This window comes from Microbacterium pseudoresistens (assembly GCF_013409745.1).
Classification (GTDB): Bacteria; Actinomycetota; Actinomycetes; order Actinomycetales; family Microbacteriaceae; genus Microbacterium; species Microbacterium pseudoresistens.
On record NZ_JACCBH010000001.1, the window covers coordinates 2,455,530 to 2,472,543 of the forward strand.

Genomic DNA, 17,014 nt, shown 5'->3' on the forward strand with positions numbered 1-17,014 from the left:
GTTCGCGTTGGCCCGTCACATCCCGCGAGAAGCGACGAGAAGGAAAGCCCATCATGAAGAACGCTCAGACTCCGACGACCATGCCGGTTCACAAGTACCGGCCGTATCACGAGCAGCTCTCGGTCGATCTGCCCGACCGCACCTGGCCCGCCGCGCGCATCACGACAGCCCCGCGGTGGTGCGCGGTCGACCTGCGCGACGGCAATCAGGCCCTCATCGACCCGATGTCGCCCGAGCGCAAGCGCGTCATGTTCGAACTGCTCGTGAGCATGGGCTACAAGGAGATCGAGGTGGGCTTCCCGTCGGCCAGCCAGACCGACTTCGACTTCGTCCGCCAGCTCATCGAGGAGAACCTGATTCCCGACGACGTCACGATCCAGGTGCTGACGCAGTGCCGCGAGCACCTCATCGAGCGCACCTACGAGGCGATCGCCGGGGCGAAACAGGCCATCGTGCACTTCTACAACTCCACCAGCGTGCTGCAGCGCGAGGTCGTGTTCCGCTCCGACCGCGAGGGCGTGAAGCAGATCGCCCTGGAGGGCGCGCGCATGTGCCGCGAGTTCGAGAAGCGCATCCCCGACACCGAGGTGTACTACGAGTACTCGCCCGAGAGCTACACGGGCACCGAGCTGGAGTACGCGGTCGAGGTCTGCAACGCCGTGATCGAGGTGATCCAGCCCACCCCCGACCGCAAGGTGATCATCAACCTCCCCGCCACCGTCGAGATGGCCACGCCCAACGTGTACGCCGACTCGATCGAGTGGATGAGCCGGCACCTCGCGCAGCGCGAGAACGTGATCTTGTCGTTGCATCCGCACAACGACCGCGGCACCGCGGTCGCCGCCGCCGAACTCGGCTACATGGCCGGCGCCGACCGCATCGAGGGATGCCTGTTCGGTAACGGCGAGCGCACCGGCAACGTCGACCTCGTCACGCTGGGCGTCAACCTGTTCACGCAGGGCATCGATCCGCAGATCGACTTCAGCGACATCGACCAGGTCAAGCGCACCGTGGAGTACTGCAACCAGCTGCCCGTGCCCGAGCGCAGCCCGTGGGGCGGCGACCTCGTGTTCACGGCGTTCAGCGGTTCGCACCAGGACGCCATCAAGAAGGGCTTCGAGGCGATGGCGGCCGAGGCTTCGGAGAAGGGCGTGGGCGTCGACGAGATCGAATGGGCCGTGCCGTACCTTCCGATCGACCCGAAGGACCTGGGCCGGTCGTACGAGGCCGTCATCCGAGTCAACTCCCAGTCCGGCAAGGGCGGCGTCGCCTACTTGCTCAAGACCGACCACGCGCTGGATCTGCCCCGCAAGCTGCAGATCGAGTTCTCCGGTGTCGTGCAGGCGAAGACCGATGCTGAGGGGGGCGAGGTCACCAGCGACGAGATCTGGGGCATCTTCACCGACGAGTACCTGCCCGCTCAGGCCGAGCAGGCAAGGTGGGGCCGGTTCGAGCTGCTCGGGACCGAGACACGCAGCGACATGTCGGGCGAGGTCGAGCTCGACGTCGTGCTGCGCGACGACGAGGGCACGGTCAGGACCACCGGGCGCGGCAACGGCCCCGTCGCGGCGTTCGTCGAGGTGCTGCGCGCGCAGGGCTTCGACCTGACCGTCTACGACTACGTCGAGCACGCGCTCAGCTCGGGCGGAGACGCGCAGGCGGCGTCGTACGTGGAGCTCCAGGTCGGGGACCAGCGGCTGTGGGGCGTGGGCATCGACGGCGACATCTCGACGGCGAGCCTCAAGGCGATCGTGTCGGGCGTGAACCGCGCGATCCGCACGCGCGCGGGCGAGCTCGCCGCGGTCTGATTCTCCGGCTCACGGATTCGCTGCGTCGCCCGGGTCGGGAAGGGTGATGGCCGTGGTCTCGACGGCGACCTTGCGCCGGTACAGGCGCCGTTGCTCGGGCAGCGACAGGTCGAAGATCACGGCCAGAACCCGGATCACCGCGGTGACGACGATTCCGATGAGCCCGGCGACGACGAGGCCCACCCCGCACGCGTGCAGGATCACGATCGTCGCGCATCCCACCAGAGCGGCGACGGCGTAGAGCGATCCCACATGCATGATCGCGACGGGCAGCCCCATGATCACGTCGCGCAGGATGCTGCCGCCCACGGCGGCGCACACGCCGATGAAGACCGCGGGCACCTCCGGAACACCCAGACCGAGTGCCTTGCTGGTGCCAAAAGCACCGAACATGCCGATGACGACGGCGTCGAGCCCCACGATGAGCCCGTTCGCCCGATTCAGCAGTCCAGCCAGAAGCATGCCGACGATGGCAGCCCCCGTCGCCGTGAGCAGATACCCGTTGTTCTGCAACGTCGCCGGGGGCTGCCCCAGCAGCAGATCGCGGATGAGTCCGCCGCCCATGCCGATGAGGATGCCGATGATCGCGACCCCGAGCAGATCGAGGCGCCGCTGCCCCTGGAAGCCGGAGGCGAACATCGCCCCCTGCACGCCGCCGAGTCCGACGCCGAGCAGATCGGCCCATAGGGGGATGATGAAGAGCGGTTCGGTCACCCGTCCATTGTCGCCGGTGAGGGGGATAATCGAGGGATGCCGAGCTATCGAGACGAAGCGGTGATCCTGCGCACCCACAAGCTCGGCGAAGCGGACCGCATCCTCACGATGCTCTCGCGCGGACACGGCAAGATCCGGGCGGTGGCAAAGGGCGTCCGGCGCACCTCGTCGAAGTTCGGGGCGCGGCTCGAGCCGTTCATGGTGGCCGATGTGCAGCTGTATCAGGGCCGTTCGCTCGACATCGTGCAGCAGGCGGAGTCGCTCGGATCCTACGGCGCCGACATCGCCGTGCACTACGACCGCTTCACCTCGGCGAGCGCGATGGTCGAGACGGCCGACCGGCTGAGCGACGCCGAGGCGACGCCCGAGCAGTATCTGCTGCTCGTCGGAGGTTTGCGGGCGCTCTCGCGCGGTGATCATGCGCCGCGGAGCATCCTCGATTCGTACCTGCTGCGGGTCATGGCGCTTTCGGGATGGGCGCCGTCGTTCACGGACTGCGCGCGGTGCGGGCGCGCGGGCGCGCATACGACGTTCGTCGCGCAGATGGGCGGTCTCGTCTGCGCCGACTGCGCCCCCGCGGGCAGCGCTCAGGTGCGCGCCGGCACCCTCGACCTGCTGCGCGCCCTCATGGCGGGGGAGTGGACGGTGATCGACGGAGCCTCGGCGGCGGAGACGGCCGCGGCATCCGGTCTCATCGCCGCTTACGCGCAGTGGCATCTGGAGCGGGGGATCCGCTCCCTCGAACACGTGGAAGGATCCCGGTGAGCCCCAAGCCGTACACGCACAAAGACGCTGTGCCGTACCGTCCGGTCGACTGGACCGGTCTGCACCCGCCGGCGTTCCCCGCGGTGCCGCAGCACATCGCCGTCGTCATGGACGGCAACGGGCGATGGGCGAATCGGCGCGGTCTCAGCCGCATCGAGGGGCACAAGGCGGGCGAGGAAGTTCTGCTCGATGTCGTCGCCGGTGCGATTCAGGCCGGCGTCAAACACCTGTCGGTGTATGCGTTCTCGACGGAGAACTGGGCGCGCTCGCCCGAAGAGGTGCGCTTTCTCATGGGCTACAACCGCGACGTGCTGCACCGTCGTCGTGATCAACTCAACGAGTGGGGGGTGCGTGTGCGGTGGGCCGGCCGCAAGCCCCGGCTGTGGGGCTCGGTGGTCAGAGAGCTTCAGTACGCCGAGGAGCTCACTCGGGGCAACGACGTGCTGACCCTGACGATGTGCGTGAACTACGGCGGCCGGGTCGAGCTCGTCGACGCGATGCGCCGGATGGCCGAAGACGTCAAGGCGGGGCGGCTGCGGCCGTCGGCCATCACGGAGAAGCGCATCCGCAGGCACCTGTACGTGCCCGACATGCCCGACGTCGACCTGTTCCTGCGTTCTTCGGGCGAGCAGCGCACCTCGAACTTCCTGCTCTGGCAATCGGCGTACGCCGAGATGGTGTTCCTCGACACGCTCTGGCCCGACTTCTCGCGCATGGAGCTGTGGCGCGCGATCGAGATCTACCTGTCGCGCGATCGCCGCTTCGGCGGTGCGGTGGATGCGCCGGACTCCGCCGGCTGACGAGGGTCAGAGGCGCCGCAGCCAGCGCTCCGTCTCGCGGGGGTGGCGGAGGCGCACGATCGTGAGGTGCGGGTGCCGCTCGATCTTCTCGGGCATCCGCTCCGCCCAGAAGGACCGCATCTTCGTCTGCCAGGCCAGGATGTTCTCGTACGGGTCGCGCGTCGCGAGGAGGCGCCAGAGAGGCTTTTCGACGTTGCCGTTGTACATCTCCGTGCGAAGCACGCTGCGACCGAGCGTGCGACGCAGCAGCCGTCCGCGCACCACTCGCCACGGATAGTCGAGCCAGACCGCGAGCTGGGCGCGCGGAGTGAGGATGTCGTCGGTGCCCTTGCTCGTGTACTGCCATTCGGTCACCCAGCGATCGGTGGCGGCGAAGGCACGCACGTCGTCCAGAAACGAAGGCCGCGGGGTCCAGTTCGGACCGTGGTGCAGGGCATCGATCTCGTGATGCACGAGATTCCACTGCGCGGCGACGCGCCGGGCGAGCGTCGTCTTGCCCGATCCGGTGACCCCCGCGATCAGCACGCGCTCGGGTCGGAAGGGCAGCGGATCGTCGGCGGAGAGCACCCCACGATCCTAGCCGCGGAATGATCCGGGTGCCGTGAGCGTTGCACGCGGTGTGAGCGAACCCATCTCCATCGACATCTGGTCCGACATCGCCTGCCCGTGGTGCTACATCGGCAAGCGCAACCTCGAGGCGGGTCTGGCGGCCACGGCGTCCGACGACGACGCGCCGCAGGTCGAGATCACCTTCCACTCGTTCGAGCTCTCACCCGACACCCCCGTCGACTTCGACGGTGACGAGGTCGACTTCCTCGCCGGGCACAAGGGCATGCCGCGCGACCAGGTCGCCAAGATGCTCGCGAACGTCACGGGCGTGGCCAAGAACGCCGGGCTCGAGTACCGTTTCGACCTGCTCAAGCACACCAACACGGTCAAGGCGCACGAGCTGCTGCACATCGCGAAGGCCCACGGTCTGCAGCACGAGATGGAGGAGCGCCTCATGTCGGCGTACTTCACCGAGGGCAAGCATGTCGGGCGCATCGACGATCTCGTCGAGCTCGCCGTCGAGGTGGGGCTGGACGCCGAGGCCACGCGCACCGCATTGACCGAGGAGACGTACCTGCCTGCCGTGCGACAGGATCAGGCGCAGGCGCAGGCCTACGGCATCCAGGGCGTGCCGTTCTTCGTGATCGACGGCATGTACGGCATCAGCGGCGCGCAGCCGGCGGATGCGTTCGCCGGCGTGCTGCGCGACGTGTGGGCCCAGCGTGGCCAGGAATCAGCCGATGAGGCTGTCGAGTCCGATCAGGAGTCCGCGGCGGTCTGATCCGCCAGCGCCGCCTCGATCGCCGAGACGATCTCGGGGGAGTCGGGGCTCTGGCGCGGGCGGAAGCGCTGGACGGAGCCGTCGGGGCCGATGAGGAACTTCTCGAAATTCCATTCCACCCGTCCCGCCTGGCCGTGCGCGTCGGGCGTCTGCTTCAGCGCCTTATAGAGAGCGGCGGCCTTCTTGCCGTTGACCTTGACCTTGTCGAGCACGGGGAACGTCACGCCGTACGTGGTCGAGCAGAACTCGAGGATCTCATCCATCGTGCCCGGCTCCTGGCCCATGAACTGGTTGCAGGGAAAGCCGATCACCTGCAGTCCGCGATCCGCGTAGGTGCGCTGCAGCTCTTCGAGTCCGCCGTACTGCGGAGTCAGTCCGCAGCGCGAGGCGACGTTGACGACGAGCACGGCCGACGCGTCGTAGTCGTTCAGCGTGCGCTCCTCGCCCGTGGCATCGAGGAAGGGAATGGCACGCAGGTCGACGGCAGTGGTCTCTGTCATCCACCCAGGCTACGACCGGTGGCCGCGGCTGGCGCCGGATCTGGGAGAATGGAGGCGATGACACTCGCCCCCGCCCTCGCACGCCCCCTGCGCATCGGTCCGCTGAGGATCGACGCGCCCGTCGTGCTCGCGCCCATGGCGGGGATCACGAACACGGCCTTCCGTCGACTGTGCCGCGAGTACGGCGCGGGTCTCTATGTGAGCGAGATGATCACCTCTCGCGCGCTCGTGGAGCGCAACGACATCACGATGCGCCTCATCCGGCATCACGAGAGCGAGACGCCCCGCTCGATCCAGCTCTACGGCGTGGACCCGGCGACGATCGCCGAGGCCGTGCGCATCATCGTCGCCGAGGATCGCGCCGATCATGTCGACCTGAACTTCGGCTGCCCCGTGCCCAAGGTGACACGAAAGGGCGGCGGCGCCGCCCTGCCGTGGAAGACGAGCCTGTTCGCCGACATCGTCGGACGCGCCGTGAAGGCGGCGGGCGACGTGCCGCTCACTGTCAAGATGCGCAAGGGCATCGACCGCGACCACCTCACCTTCCTCGACGCGGGTCGTGCGGCGGAGGATGCGGGTGCCGCGGCCGTGGCGCTGCACGCCCGCACGGCGGGGCAATACTACTCGGGCACCGCCGACTGGAGCGCCATCGGCGAGCTGAAGCAGGCGGTCACCTCGATCCCCGTGCTCGGCAACGGCGATATCTGGTCGGCCGACGACGCCGTGCGCATGATGGCAGAGACCGGCTGCGACGGCGTCGTCGTGGGACGAGGGTGCCTGGGTCGCCCGTGGCTGTTCGGCGAGCTCGCCGGCGCTTTCGGCGCCGCGCACACCGAGCCTGTGGATGCGACCCTCGGCTTCGTCTCCGCCGCGTTCCGGCGGCACGCCGAGCTGCTCGTGGAGTTCTTCGAAGACGAAGACCGTGGATGCAAGGACATCCGCAAGCACGTGGCCTGGTACTTCAAGGGATATCCGGTGGGCGGCGACCTGCGCGCGGCGCTGGCGCGCGCGTCGACGCTGCAGGAGATCGACGACCTGCTGGCGACCCTCGGCGACGCACCGTATCCGGGCGCCCCGGCCGAAGGCCAGCGCGGCCGGGCGGGAACGCCCAAGCGCACCGCCCTGCCGGAGGGATGGCTCGACTCGCGCGAGGTGGCATCCGAGACGAGCGACATGATGCGCGGCGCGGAGATCGAGAACAGTGGAGGCTGAGTCGCGGCCGCCCCGGGCCGACGGCTATGACGCCCACGCCTCCGCCCGCTTCTTCGCCGAGACCCATCGCTCTGAGCGCGACGACTTCGCCCGTGACCGCGCCCGCGTGCTGCACTCCGCCGCGCTGCGCCGTCTCGCGGCCAAGACCCAGGTGCTGAGCCCTGCGAGCACCGCCGATTTCGCCCGCAACCGGCTCACCCATTCGCTGGAGGTGGCGCAGGTGGGTCGCGAGCTGGCCATCGAGCTCGGGGTGTCCGGCGACGTCGTCGACACGGCCTGTCTCAGCCATGACCTCGGGCATCCGCCCTTCGGGCACAATGGCGAGCGGGCGCTCAACGACTGGGCTGAGCCCATCGGCGGCTTCGAGGGCAACGCGCAGTCGCTGCGCATCCTCACGCGGCTCGAGGCGAAGGTTCTCGACGCGGACGAGCACTCGGTGGGCCTCAACCTCACGAGGGCGAGCCTGGATGCGACGTGCAAGTACCCGTGGACCGTGGACAATCCGCTGCCCGATCCTGGTGGACGGCTCAAGTTCGGCGTCTATCCGGAGGATGAGGCCGTGTTCGCGTGGATGCGCGAGGGCGCGCCGGGCCGGCTGCGCTGCATCGAGGCCGAGATCATGGATCTCTCCGACGACATCGCGTACTCGGTGCACGACTTCGAAGACGCGATCGTGAACGGCTATCTGGACGTGCAGCGGCTGGCCGATCCGGCTGAGCACGAGGCGCTGCTGGGGCGGATACAGCAGTGGGTGGGTTACGACTACACGCGCGACGACCTCGCCGATGCGCTGTACCGGCTCACCTGCCAGCCGATGTGGCTGACGAGTTTCGACCGCTCGCGTCGCGATCTGGCCCGGTTGAAGAACCTCACGAGCGACCTCATCGGCCGGTTCGCGCGCGCCGCCGTCGGCGCCACGCGCGAGGCGTATCCGGGCCCGTCGCTGGCGCGTTTCTCCGGTCATGTCGTCGTTCCGTCGGTCATCGACGCCGAGATCGCGGTGCTCAAGGGTGTGATGGGGCAGGCGATCGTCACGATCGATGCACGCCGCGGTGTGTACAGAGAACAGCGCCGGGTGCTCACCCGGCTCGCCGATGCGCTGTGGTCGACCGATGCACTGTGGACGGCGGGTGCGGACGTTCTCGAACCCGCCTTCGCCGCCGACTTCGGAGCCGCGGACTCGGACGCCGAGCGGGCGCGTGTGGTCGTGGATCAGATCGCGAGTCTCACGGATCAGACCGCGGTCGACTGGCACAATCGCCTCGTCGGTGACATCGACCCCGCCGAGGTCGGCATCTGGACGCCGCGCCAGTCCACGCCGCGGGCAGCGGTCGCCAAGCGCGCCGCGGCTGAGGTGCGCTGATGCCGCGGATCAGCCAGGCCGACATCGACGAGGTGAAGGCGCGCACGAACATCGCCGACATCGTCGGCGAGCGGGTGTCGCTGAAATCTGCCGGCGTGGGCTCGATGAAGGGCCTGTGCCCCTTCCATGACGAGAAGAGCCCGAGCTTCCACGTGCGTCCCGCGGTGGGCTTCTACCACTGCTTCGGGTGCGGCGCGTCGGGCGACGTGTACTCGTTCCTGCGCGAGATGGACCACCTCAGCTTCACAGAGTCCGTGGAGCGGCTGGCCGGGCGCATCGGATTCGCGCTGCACTATGAAGACGGCGGGGCGGCACCCGAGACCAGCGGACGCTCGCGACTGTATGCGGCCAACGCCGCCGCGGGGGAGTTCTTCCGCGCGCAGCTGCTGAGCGCCGAGGCCGAGTCGGCACGGCGTTTCCTCGGCGAGCGCGGCTTCGACGCGGGGGCGGCCGCGCACTTCGGCGTCGGCTACGCGCCGCGAGGATGGGAGGGGATGCTCAAGGCGCTCACCGCGCAGGGCTTCTCCCGCGACGAGTTGAGCGCGGCGGGGCTCGTCTCGACGGGCCAGCGCGGGGTGTACGACCGGTTCCGCGGGCGACTGGTGTGGCCCATCCGCGATGTGACCGGGCAGACGATCGGCTTCGGCGCCCGAAAGCTCTACGACGACGATCAGGGGCCCAAGTACCTCAACACGCCCGAGACGCCGATCTACAAGAAGGCCCAGGTCCTGTACGGGCTCGATCTCGCCAAGCGCGACATCGCACGGGGAGACCCCCGCCGCGTGATCGTGGTCGAGGGGTACACGGACGTCATGGCCTGTCATCTCGCGGGCCTGACGACCGCGGTGGCCACGTGCGGCACAGCGTTCGGCGCCGAGCACATCAAGGTGCTGCGGCGGATCATGGGCGACGACGACGCGCACGGCGAGGTCGTGTTCACCTTCGATGGCGACGAGGCCGGGCAGAAGGCTGCTCTTCGGGCGTTCGCCGAAGACGACCGGTTCACCGCGCAGACCTTCGTGGCCGTGGCTCCCGACGGGCTCGATCCGTGCGATCTGCGGCTGCAGCGGGGCGATGCCGCCGTGCGCGCGCTCATGGGCGCCAAGGTTCCGATGTTCGAGTTCGTCATCGACCGCAAGATCGAGGGTTACGATCTCGCGACCGTGGAGGGCCGGGTCGGCGCTCTGCGCGCCGCCGCGCCGATCGTCGCCGAGATCCGCGACCGGCTGCTGCGCCCGGAGTACGAGCGCGTGCTCGCCCGTCGCCTGGGCATCGACCCGACCGACGTGCACGCGGAGGTGCGCGCGGCTGCCGGCCGGCGCGACCGTGGCGCGCGTCGCGATGCAGGAGGACGGACCGAGCAGGGCATCCGACCGTCCGGCGCGAATGCTCCGACCGGCGGTCAAGGCAGGCCGGAAGTTCGTGGTCCGCGGCAGGATGCGTCGTATCCGCCCGGCGATGCGCATGAGGCCGCGGAGACCCACGCTTCCGCCCCGGTCACGCTGGCGGCCCTTCCGCGCACGGGAGACGCGCTACTGGAGCGCGACGCCCTCACGGGGATCCTGCAGTACGGGCACCAGCTGGATCAGGAGCTGCTGCACCGGGCGGTGGCGATGCCGTTCCAGACCTCTGCGCTGGATGCTGTGCGAGAGTCGGTCGCGGCGATGCCCGATCGCACGCGCGTGGGGTGGGCGACGCAGGCCGTCGACGCGGTGCGCGAGCCGTATCGCCCGCTCGCCGGCGAACTGCTCATGCGTCCCTTCCCCGCCCGCGACGAGGAGGGAGCGCTGGCCACAGCGGTCGACCTCGTGCGCCGGCTCGTCGTGCGAGGGCTCGGTCGTGAGAAGCAGGAGCTGCTCGGGGCGATCCAGCGGGTGCCGCCCGATTCCGATGGCGGGCGCGCCCTGCGGGTGCGGCTGCGCGATATCGACGCCGAGCGCCAGCGGTTCGCCGAGTCCTGACCGATCTCGGCGTGGCGCAGGGCAGGATGGGTCACATGTCACGACCACGCGCCGACACCTCGACCGCGATCGCCTGCAGCGACCTCGTCATCGACCGCACCGGCCACAGCGCGCCCACACGTGCGATCGATGGCGTGAGCTTCACCCTCGAGATCGGCCGGCTCATGTGCATCGCGGGACCGACGGGATCCGGCAAGTCGACGCTCGTGGGCGCTCTGGCAGGGCTGGTCGATCCGACGATCCGCATCGTGGGCGGCGAGGCGATCGTCTGCGGCATCGCCATCCGGCGACCAGGCCGGCATCATCGCGAACTCACCTATCGCACGGGCTACGTGCCCCAGGGTGCGGGTGCGGGGCTCCCGCCCCAACTGACCGTGCAGGAGATCATCGCCGAGCCGATCCTGCAGCGCGAGCGCCGCGTCAACACCAAGGCCCTCGCGATCCGGGTCGCCACACTGCTGGACGAAGTGCACCTGCCGTTGGGCACGGCGGCGAAGTTTCCCTACGAGCTGAGCGCGGGGATGCGCCAGCGTGTCGCGATCGCCCGCTCGTTCGTGCTCGAGCCGAAGGTGCTCATCGCCGACGAACCGCTGGCGAACCTCGATCTGGAGGTGCGCCACGTCGTCTTCGAGGCGATCGCGCGCCGTGGCAGGGAGAACGGGATGGCGGCGCTGCTCGTGAGCAACGACGCGGCGTTCGCCCGCGAACTCGGGGCCGAGACCCTCATGCTCCGCGACGGCCACGTCGTGGGCCGCGGGGTGGGTGCCGACATCGTCTGGACCCCCGGATCCGAGCCCTCGCGCCACTGAGGCGCAGCCGCTCGAGGATGCTCTGAACGGGCGCGTCGGACGGTCTGCGGTGTCGTTCGCCACGGCAAAGCTTTGCTACGATAGACGGGTTGCCCGCTCCGCGGAGCACGGTCCCCTGTAGCTCAATTGGCAGAGCAGCCGGCTGTTAACCGGCAGGTTGTTGGTTCGAGTCCAACCGGGGGAGCAGCACAGAGAAGCCCCGTTCCTCCGAACGGGGCTTCTCGCGTATCCGGCGGTGCCGGATCGGGTCGGTGCCTACTTGGCGCTGCCCTTCAGGGATCCGGTCGTGGGACCAGACGGGTCGCTGATGATGCACTGGATGACGCGATCGTTCATCTGCTCCCAGGTGTCTTGCGTCGGCGTGATCGGGTAGACCTCGAGCGTGGAGTCCTCGTACGCCACGCCGACGAAGTCGGTGTACGCCTGGCCGACGCACTCGTAGCTGGCTTCATCGATGGCGTCCTCGTCGTAGTCGCCGTCGTCCATGGTCAGCTCGTAGTAAACCTCTTCGTCGTGCGGCTCGTCGCACGGCACGACGTCGGCGTCTTCGATGAGACCGGAGTCGCCCTCCATCTTGCAGTCGCCCACCTTGAGGTTGAAGATGCCGATGTTCGACCCCTCGGTCACCTGCCCGCTCTCGTCATCGCGAGGGGCATCGTTGCCGCCGCCCGTGAGCATGCTGCAACCGCTGAGCCCCGCGGCGATCATGAGTGCGGCACCGCCGACGGCGAGGCGCTTCTGAATCGTGAACATCGGATTTCCCCCTTGCGAAACTATGAAACGGGAGCACACAGCTCCCGCATAAGATCGTACCCTCGCACGCCGGAAGCTCATGTCCGGCTGCGCCGGAGGTCACCCCTCGAGGTCGTCGACGCCGGGCATCCAGCTCGCTCCTGGGCGCCCCCATCCGCGCTTGCGGGTGATCTTCTGCACGGTCTTCGCATCGCCGTCGGAGAGGCGATCCACGTACAGCACGCCGTCGAGGTGATCGAACTCGTGCTGCATGATGCGCGCCCGCCAGCCGTCGACCTCGATGCGCACCTCAGCGCCGTCGAGATCGACGCCGGTCACCCGCACCCGATCGGATCGGCGCAGCGGGAACCGCTCGCCGGGGAACGAGAGACAGCCCTCGGACTCCAGGTCTGGATCGGGGGCGCCCGGTTCGGTCGGTGCCATCCAGAGCTCGGGATTGATGATGACGCCGCGCCAGGGTTCGTCGTCGTCATCGACGTACGCGTAGGTGTAGATGCGCACCCCTACGCCCACCTGGGGAGCGGCCAGACCCACACCCGGCGCGCGATCCATCGTCTCGAACATGTCGGCGACGAGGGTGCGGATCTCGTCGGTGATCTCGCCGACCGGGGAGGCGGGGGAATGCAGGACGGGATCGCCCATGATGCGAATCGGAAGCACAGCCACGCCATAACCCTAGTCGGCGCGTGATCGCCGGTAGGCTCGTCGCGTGAGCGCGCATCTGATGGTCATGCTCGTCGACGAGGTCGGCGACGAGCTCGTCGGTGCATTCAAGAATCCGGGCCTGCTCATGGGCATCCCACTGGCACTCGCGGGCGCGGTCTTCATGTCTCTCGGCGCGCAGTACCAGCATCGCGGCGTCACGAAGGTCGAGACGCTGAGCGGCGCCGACGCGGGCAAGGGCCTGTCGATGTCGCAGCTCAAGCGACTGCTGACCCGGCCGTCGTGGCTGGTCGGCACCCTGATGCTCGGGCTCGCCATCGTGTGCCAGCTCGCAGCGCTCTCCGTGGCACCGCTCATCGTGGTCCAGCCGCTGGGCGCCATCGCCCTGGTGCTCACCACGCTGCTGAATGCACGGGTCTCCGGGCATGCTCCCACCCGCCGCTCGATCGTGTCGATCTGCGCGTGCGTGGGCGGCATCTTCCTGTTCGTCATGGTCGCCGCGCTGTTCGCGACCGAGCCGGAGATCACCGAGCGCCAGCTGTTCACGATCCTCGCGATCCTGCTGGTCGTGATCATCCTGCTCCTCGCCTGCTGGCTGATCCTCCGCCACCGGATGCGCGCGCTCTTCTACGTCACCGGCGCCGGCATCCTCTACGGATTCGTCGCGACGCTGGCGAAGGTGGTCATCGAGAAGGTGCAGGCGGGCGATTTCACCTGGGTCACACTGGTGTGCGTCATCGCGCTCGTCGCCGCAGCGATCGCCGGCGCCTACTTCGTGCAGACCGCCTACGGCTCGGGCCCGCCCGACCTGGTGATCGCCGGGCTCACGGTCGTCGACCCGATGGTCGCCGTGCTCATCGGACTGCTCGTGCTGGGCGAGGCCACGGCGGCACCGGTGTGGGCGCTCATCGCGTTCGCGGTTCTGGGTCTCGTCGCCGCCTGGGGCGTCGTCACGCTCGCCCGCTACCATCCGCAGGTGCTCAGCGAGAGCCAGGAGTTGCCGATCGTGCGCGGCTCTTCGGTTCCGGCCGACGAGCAGTAGTCCGCGCCGGCCAGGAGGACGCGTCGTCAGTAGTCGGCGTCGATGAGGTCCGCAGCGACCTCGGAGGCCGCGGCCGCGTCGACGAAGAACACCGTGCGCTTTCGGCCCTTGGCCCCCGCCGCAGGAACGTTGGCGTAGTTCGCCCCCGCGAGGGCGAGCCCCAGCGCCGATGCCTTCTCGGCGCCCGTGAGCACGAGCCACACGCGCTTGGCCGAGTTGATCACCGGGCGTGTCAGCGAGATGCGCTCCGGCGGGGGCTTGGGGGAGTCGCGCACAGCCACGGCGGCGCGGTCAACGACGTCGATCTCACTGCGGTCGGGGAAGAGCGAGGCGATGTGCCCGTCGGGGCCGACTCCGAGGAAGCACACGGCGAACGACGGCCACGGATGCTCATCGGTGCCGTAGCGGGCAAGCTCCGCCGCATAGGCGACGGCTGCAGCATCGAGATCGATTCCGGCATCGCTCGGTGCCATCTCGTGCACGTTCTCGTCGGGAACGGGAATCGCATCCAGCAGGGCTCGCCTTGCCTGCCCGGCATTGCGGTCGGGATCGTCGGCGGGGACGAAGCGCTCATCGCCCCACCAGAAGTGCACGAGAGACCAGTCGATGCCGACGGAATCAGGGTGCGCGGCGACCTGTTCGAGCACGGAGGATCCCATCGATCCTCCGGTGAGCGCGACATGGGCGATGCGGCCGTCGCCGGTGCGCGCGCGAAGGCGCACGAGGAAGCGTTCCGCGACCACGCGCGCGAGGGCGCCGGGGTCGTCGGCGATGACGACGCGACGGGCGCCGGAGTCCTTGGGCATCTCAGTCTCCCGACTCGGGTGGCGGCAGCCGACGCCACCCGTCTGTGATCACCCGACCGTACAGCACGTCGGGATCCAGCCGGCGCAGCTCCTCCGCGAGGCATTCGCGGACGGTGCGGCGGGGGAGGTGCAGGTCGTGATCGGGTTGCCCGGGCTGGGTGAGCACCGCGGCACCGGGCACGCGGCGCTCCAGCAGGATGTCGCCGCCTGCGCGATGCAGGCGCACCGACTTGATGCCCTCCCGCCACGATTCCGGGTCTTCGTACGACCACCGCACCGGCACGTCGAGCGCGAGCTGAAGCCACGCGGCGAGCAGAGCGGTGGAGGGCGATGCGGCGGCACCGCGGACCTCGACGCCCGTGACCTCTTCGAACGGCGGCTGATCGAGCACGGCGGCCAGCTGTTCGCGCCAGTGGGTCAGCCGCGTCCAGGCGAGATCGGTGTCGCCCGGGGCGTGCGTCTTGCCGCGCAGGTCGAGCCGGGTGCGCACGTCGGGCGTGGCCGCGGCATCCGTGATGCGGCGCTGCGCGATCCGTCCCAGAGGCGAGTCCGCCGGGTCGTCCGGTTCGTCGTCGGGCCACCAGGCCACGACCGGTGCATCCGGAAGAAGCAGACCCGTGACCAGGCTCTCCTCGTTCTCGGCGGCCTCGCCGTAGGCGTTCAGCACCACCACCTCGCTGGCGCCGGCGTCGCCGCCGACCCGGATCTGCGCATTCAGGCGCGCGGCGCCGTCGCCGATCGCGAGCACGATCACGCGCATCGGATGCTCGCGCGAGGCATCGTTGGCGGCCTCGATGGCAGACTCGGCCACACCGTTGCGCGTGGCGATCACCAGAGTGAGTACGCGACCCAGGGCGTTGGCCCCGCCCTCTTCGCGCACCTTGACCAGCTGCTTGGCGATCTGGCTGACGGTGGTGTCGGGAAGGTCGATGATCACGGGCGTCTCCAGACTCGTCCGTCTCGGGACAGCAGTTCATCGGCCGCGGGCGGGCCCCACGATCCCGGCGCGTACTGTTCGAGCGGGCCGCCCTGCGCGGCCCAGTGCTCCTCGAAGGGGTCGAGGATCTTCCACGACAGCTCGACCTCCTCGTGCCGGGGGAACAGCGGCGGGTCGCCGAGGAGCACATCGAGGATCAGGCGCTCGTATGCTTCGGGACTGGCCTCGGTGAAGGCGTGGCCGTATCCGAAATCCATCGTCACGTCGCGCACATTGGCACCGCTTCCGGGAACCTTCGAACCGAACCGGATCGTGACGCCCTCGTCGGGCTGCACGCGGATCACGAGCGCGTTCTGTCCCAGCTCGGCGCTCTGCCCTCCGCCGAACAGATGCTCGGGGGCGCGCTTGAACACGACGGCGATCTCGGTGACCCGCCGCCCCAGCCTTTTTCCGCTGCGCAGGTAGAACGGCACACCCGCCCATCGTCGCGTGTTGATCTCGACCTTGATCGCCGCGTACGTCTCGGTCGTCGACTCGGGGTTCATGCCGTCCTCGTCGAGGAAACCGGTGACCCGTTCGCCACCCTGCCAGCCGCCGGCGTACTGCCCGCGTGCACTGGCCGCGCCCAGGTCGTCCGGCACGCCCACGGCGGCAAGAACCTTCTCCTTCTCGGCGCGCAGATCCGCCGCCGAGAGGCTGATGGGCTCTTCCATGGCGGTGAGCGCCAGCAGCTGCAGCAGGTGGTTCTGGATCACGTCGCGCGCCGCGCCGATGCCGTCGTAGTATCCGGCGCGACCGCCCACCCCGATGTCCTCGGCCATCGTGATCTGCACGTGGTCGACGTAGTTGCGGTTCCAGATCGGCTCGTACAGCTCGTTCGCGAAACGCAGCGCGAGGATGTTCTGCACCGTCTCTTTGCCGAGGTAGTGGTCGATCCGGAAGATCGAGTCGGCGGGGAATGTGCCCTCCAGGGCATCGTTCAGCGCCCGCGCCGATTCGAGGTCGTGCCCGAACGGCTTCTCGATCACCACCCGGCGCCAGCAGTCCTCATCCTGCGAGTCGTCGACGAGACCCGAGTCGCGCAACTGCTTGGCGACGAGCGGGAAGTCCTTGGGAGGGATCGACAGGTAATAGGCGTGATTGCCCATGGTCCCGCGATCGACGTCGAGCTTCTCGACCGTCTCCCGCAGTCGGCGGAAGGCCTCCGGGTCGCCGAACTCGCCGGAGACGAACCGGATGCCCTGCAGCAGCTGCTGCCAGGTCTCCTCGCGGAAGGGGGTGCGGGCGTGCTGCTTCACCGCCTCGTACACGACCTCCGCGAAGTCCTGATCCTCCCAGTCGCGGCGGGCGAAGCCGACCAGGGCGAAGCCGGGCGGGAGCAGGCCGCGATTGGCGAGGTCGTACACGGCGGGCATGAGCTTCTTGCGCGAGAGGTCGCCGGTCACTCCGAAGATCACGAGGGCGCTGGGCCCTGCGATCCGATTCAGGCGACGGTCGTCGGGATCGCGCAGCGGATTGTGCCCGCGACTGATGGGGACGGTCATCGAGAAG

General features: G+C 68.9%; 17 protein-coding genes and 1 tRNA gene. 10 read left to right on the top strand and 8 right to left on the bottom strand.

Annotation, left to right across the window (positions count from 1 at the left end; translation table 11 throughout):
- Positions 1 to 53 precede the first annotated feature (53 nt).
- Entirely contained in the window at positions 54 to 1,808 is a 1,755-nt protein-coding gene (gene leuA / locus BKA02_RS12055) for a 2-isopropylmalate synthase (RefSeq protein WP_179434369.1), read from the top strand.
- 9 nt (positions 1,809 to 1,817) lie between these two features.
- On the opposite strand, the gene BKA02_RS12060 is transcribed toward leuA, so the two are convergent.
- The gene (locus BKA02_RS12060) at positions 1,818 to 2,522 is read right to left on the bottom strand and encodes a TRIC cation channel family protein (protein ID WP_179434371.1); all 705 of its coding nucleotides are present in this window, start codon (positions 2,520 to 2,522) and stop codon (positions 1,818 to 1,820) included.
- Between the two features lie 36 nt (positions 2,523 to 2,558).
- Between BKA02_RS12060 and recO the strand changes: the two genes are divergently transcribed.
- Positions 2,559 to 3,287 carry a DNA repair protein RecO gene (recO, locus tag BKA02_RS12065; RefSeq protein ID WP_179434373.1) on the top strand — a complete coding sequence of 243 codons (729 nt, stop codon included), beginning with the start codon at positions 2,559 to 2,561 and terminating at the stop codon, positions 3,285 to 3,287.
- Entirely contained in the window at positions 3,284 to 4,087 is an 804-nt protein-coding gene (locus tag BKA02_RS12070) for an isoprenyl transferase (protein ID WP_179434375.1), read from the top strand. Before recO ends, BKA02_RS12070 begins: the two co-directional genes overlap by 4 nt.
- A 6-nt stretch (positions 4,088 to 4,093) precedes the next feature.
- On the opposite strand, the gene BKA02_RS12075 is transcribed toward BKA02_RS12070, so the two are convergent.
- Positions 4,094 to 4,654 carry a P-loop NTPase family protein gene (locus BKA02_RS12075; RefSeq protein WP_179434377.1) on the bottom strand — a complete coding sequence of 187 codons (561 nt, stop codon included), beginning with the start codon at positions 4,652 to 4,654 and terminating at the stop codon, positions 4,094 to 4,096.
- A gap of 52 nt (positions 4,655 to 4,706) precedes the next feature.
- Between BKA02_RS12075 and BKA02_RS12080 the strand changes: the two genes are divergently transcribed.
- Complete coding sequence (locus tag BKA02_RS12080; RefSeq protein WP_179435458.1) at positions 4,707 to 5,417, top strand: DsbA family protein; 711 nt, start codon at positions 4,707 to 4,709, stop codon at positions 5,415 to 5,417.
- Here the strand turns inward: BKA02_RS12080 and BKA02_RS12085 are convergent.
- Entirely contained in the window at positions 5,396 to 5,917 is a 522-nt protein-coding gene (locus tag BKA02_RS12085; protein WP_179434379.1) for a glutathione peroxidase, read from the bottom strand. The genes BKA02_RS12080 and BKA02_RS12085 overlap by 22 nt on opposite strands.
- Positions 5,918 to 5,974: 57 nt before the next feature.
- Between BKA02_RS12085 and dusB the strand changes: the two genes are divergently transcribed.
- The 5 genes from dusB to BKA02_RS12110 all read left to right on the top strand — a co-directional run bounded on the left by dusB (position 5,975) and on the right by BKA02_RS12110 (position 11,446).
- A complete protein-coding gene (gene dusB / locus BKA02_RS12090) occupies positions 5,975 to 7,129 on the top strand; it encodes a tRNA dihydrouridine synthase DusB (RefSeq protein WP_179434381.1) in 1,155 nt (384 codons plus the stop codon).
- Complete coding sequence (locus tag BKA02_RS12095) at positions 7,119 to 8,492, top strand: deoxyguanosinetriphosphate triphosphohydrolase (protein WP_179434383.1); 1,374 nt, start codon at positions 7,119 to 7,121, stop codon at positions 8,490 to 8,492. The genes dusB and BKA02_RS12095 overlap by 11 nt, the downstream gene beginning before the upstream one ends.
- Positions 8,492 to 10,453, top strand: a complete 1,962-nt coding sequence (dnaG, locus tag BKA02_RS12100) for a DNA primase (protein WP_179434385.1) — start codon at positions 8,492 to 8,494, stop codon at positions 10,451 to 10,453. Before BKA02_RS12095 ends, dnaG begins: the two co-directional genes overlap by 1 nt.
- A gap of 35 nt (positions 10,454 to 10,488) precedes the next feature.
- Positions 10,489 to 11,262 carry an ATP-binding cassette domain-containing protein gene (locus BKA02_RS12105; protein WP_179434387.1) on the top strand — a complete coding sequence of 258 codons (774 nt, stop codon included), beginning with the start codon at positions 10,489 to 10,491 and terminating at the stop codon, positions 11,260 to 11,262.
- 111 nt (positions 11,263 to 11,373) lie between these two features.
- Positions 11,374 to 11,446, top strand: a tRNA-Asn gene (locus tag BKA02_RS12110).
- A 71-nt stretch (positions 11,447 to 11,517) separates the two neighbouring features.
- Here BKA02_RS12110 and BKA02_RS12115 read toward each other — a convergent pair.
- Both BKA02_RS12115 and def read right to left on the bottom strand, forming a co-directional pair.
- Positions 11,518 to 12,015 (bottom strand): septum formation family protein, encoded by a 498-nt coding sequence (locus BKA02_RS12115; protein WP_179434389.1) that lies wholly within the window; start codon positions 12,013 to 12,015, stop codon positions 11,518 to 11,520.
- Between the two features lie 99 nt (positions 12,016 to 12,114).
- Positions 12,115 to 12,681 carry a peptide deformylase gene (def, locus tag BKA02_RS12120; RefSeq protein WP_179434391.1) on the bottom strand — a complete coding sequence of 189 codons (567 nt, stop codon included), beginning with the start codon at positions 12,679 to 12,681 and terminating at the stop codon, positions 12,115 to 12,117.
- Positions 12,682 to 12,739: 58 nt separating this feature from the next.
- Here def and BKA02_RS12125 point away from each other — a divergent pair, with 58 nt between their 5' ends.
- The gene (locus tag BKA02_RS12125; protein ID WP_179435460.1) at positions 12,740 to 13,720 is read left to right on the top strand and encodes a DMT family transporter; all 981 of its coding nucleotides are present in this window, start codon (positions 12,740 to 12,742) and stop codon (positions 13,718 to 13,720) included.
- Between the two features lie 26 nt (positions 13,721 to 13,746).
- Here BKA02_RS12125 and pgl read toward each other — a convergent pair whose 3' ends face one another.
- Genes pgl through zwf form a run of 3 tightly spaced genes read right to left on the bottom strand, consistent with a single transcriptional unit; the run spans position 13,747 to position 17,007 of the window.
- Positions 13,747 to 14,526, bottom strand: coding sequence for a 6-phosphogluconolactonase (gene pgl / locus BKA02_RS12130; protein ID WP_179434393.1), 780 nt, complete (start codon positions 14,524 to 14,526; stop codon positions 13,747 to 13,749).
- A gap of 1 nt (position 14,527) precedes the next feature.
- Positions 14,528 to 15,463 carry a glucose-6-phosphate dehydrogenase assembly protein OpcA gene (locus tag BKA02_RS12135; protein ID WP_179434395.1) on the bottom strand — a complete coding sequence of 312 codons (936 nt, stop codon included), beginning with the start codon at positions 15,461 to 15,463 and terminating at the stop codon, positions 14,528 to 14,530.
- Positions 15,460 to 17,007 (bottom strand): glucose-6-phosphate dehydrogenase, encoded by a 1,548-nt coding sequence (gene zwf, locus BKA02_RS12140; RefSeq protein WP_179434397.1) that lies wholly within the window; start codon positions 17,005 to 17,007, stop codon positions 15,460 to 15,462. The genes BKA02_RS12135 and zwf overlap by 4 nt, the downstream gene beginning before the upstream one ends.
- Between the last annotated feature and the right edge of the window lie 7 nt (positions 17,008 to 17,014).

Coding starts and splice junctions, on each gene's coding strand:
- BKA02_RS12105 (WP_179434387.1), top strand. CDS start 10,489: ATGTCACGACCACGCGCCGACACCTCGACCGCGATCGCCTGCAGCGAC.
- BKA02_RS12085 (WP_179434379.1), bottom strand. CDS start 5,917: ATGACAGAGACCACTGCCGTCGACCTGCGTGCCATTCCCTTCCTCGAT.
- pgl (WP_179434393.1), bottom strand. CDS start 14,526: ATGCCCAAGGACTCCGGCGCCCGTCGCGTCGTCATCGCCGACGACCCC.
- BKA02_RS12125 (WP_179435460.1), top strand. CDS start 12,740: ATGGTCATGCTCGTCGACGAGGTCGGCGACGAGCTCGTCGGTGCATTC.
- dusB (WP_179434381.1), top strand. CDS start 5,975: ATGACACTCGCCCCCGCCCTCGCACGCCCCCTGCGCATCGGTCCGCTG.
- BKA02_RS12115 (WP_179434389.1), bottom strand. CDS start 12,015: ATGTTCACGATTCAGAAGCGCCTCGCCGTCGGCGGTGCCGCACTCATG.
- leuA (WP_179434369.1), top strand. CDS start 54: ATGAAGAACGCTCAGACTCCGACGACCATGCCGGTTCACAAGTACCGG.
- zwf (WP_179434397.1), bottom strand. CDS start 17,007: ATGACCGTCCCCATCAGTCGCGGGCACAATCCGCTGCGCGATCCCGAC.
- recO (WP_179434373.1), top strand. CDS start 2,559: ATGCCGAGCTATCGAGACGAAGCGGTGATCCTGCGCACCCACAAGCTC.
- dnaG (WP_179434385.1), top strand. CDS start 8,492: ATGCCGCGGATCAGCCAGGCCGACATCGACGAGGTGAAGGCGCGCACG.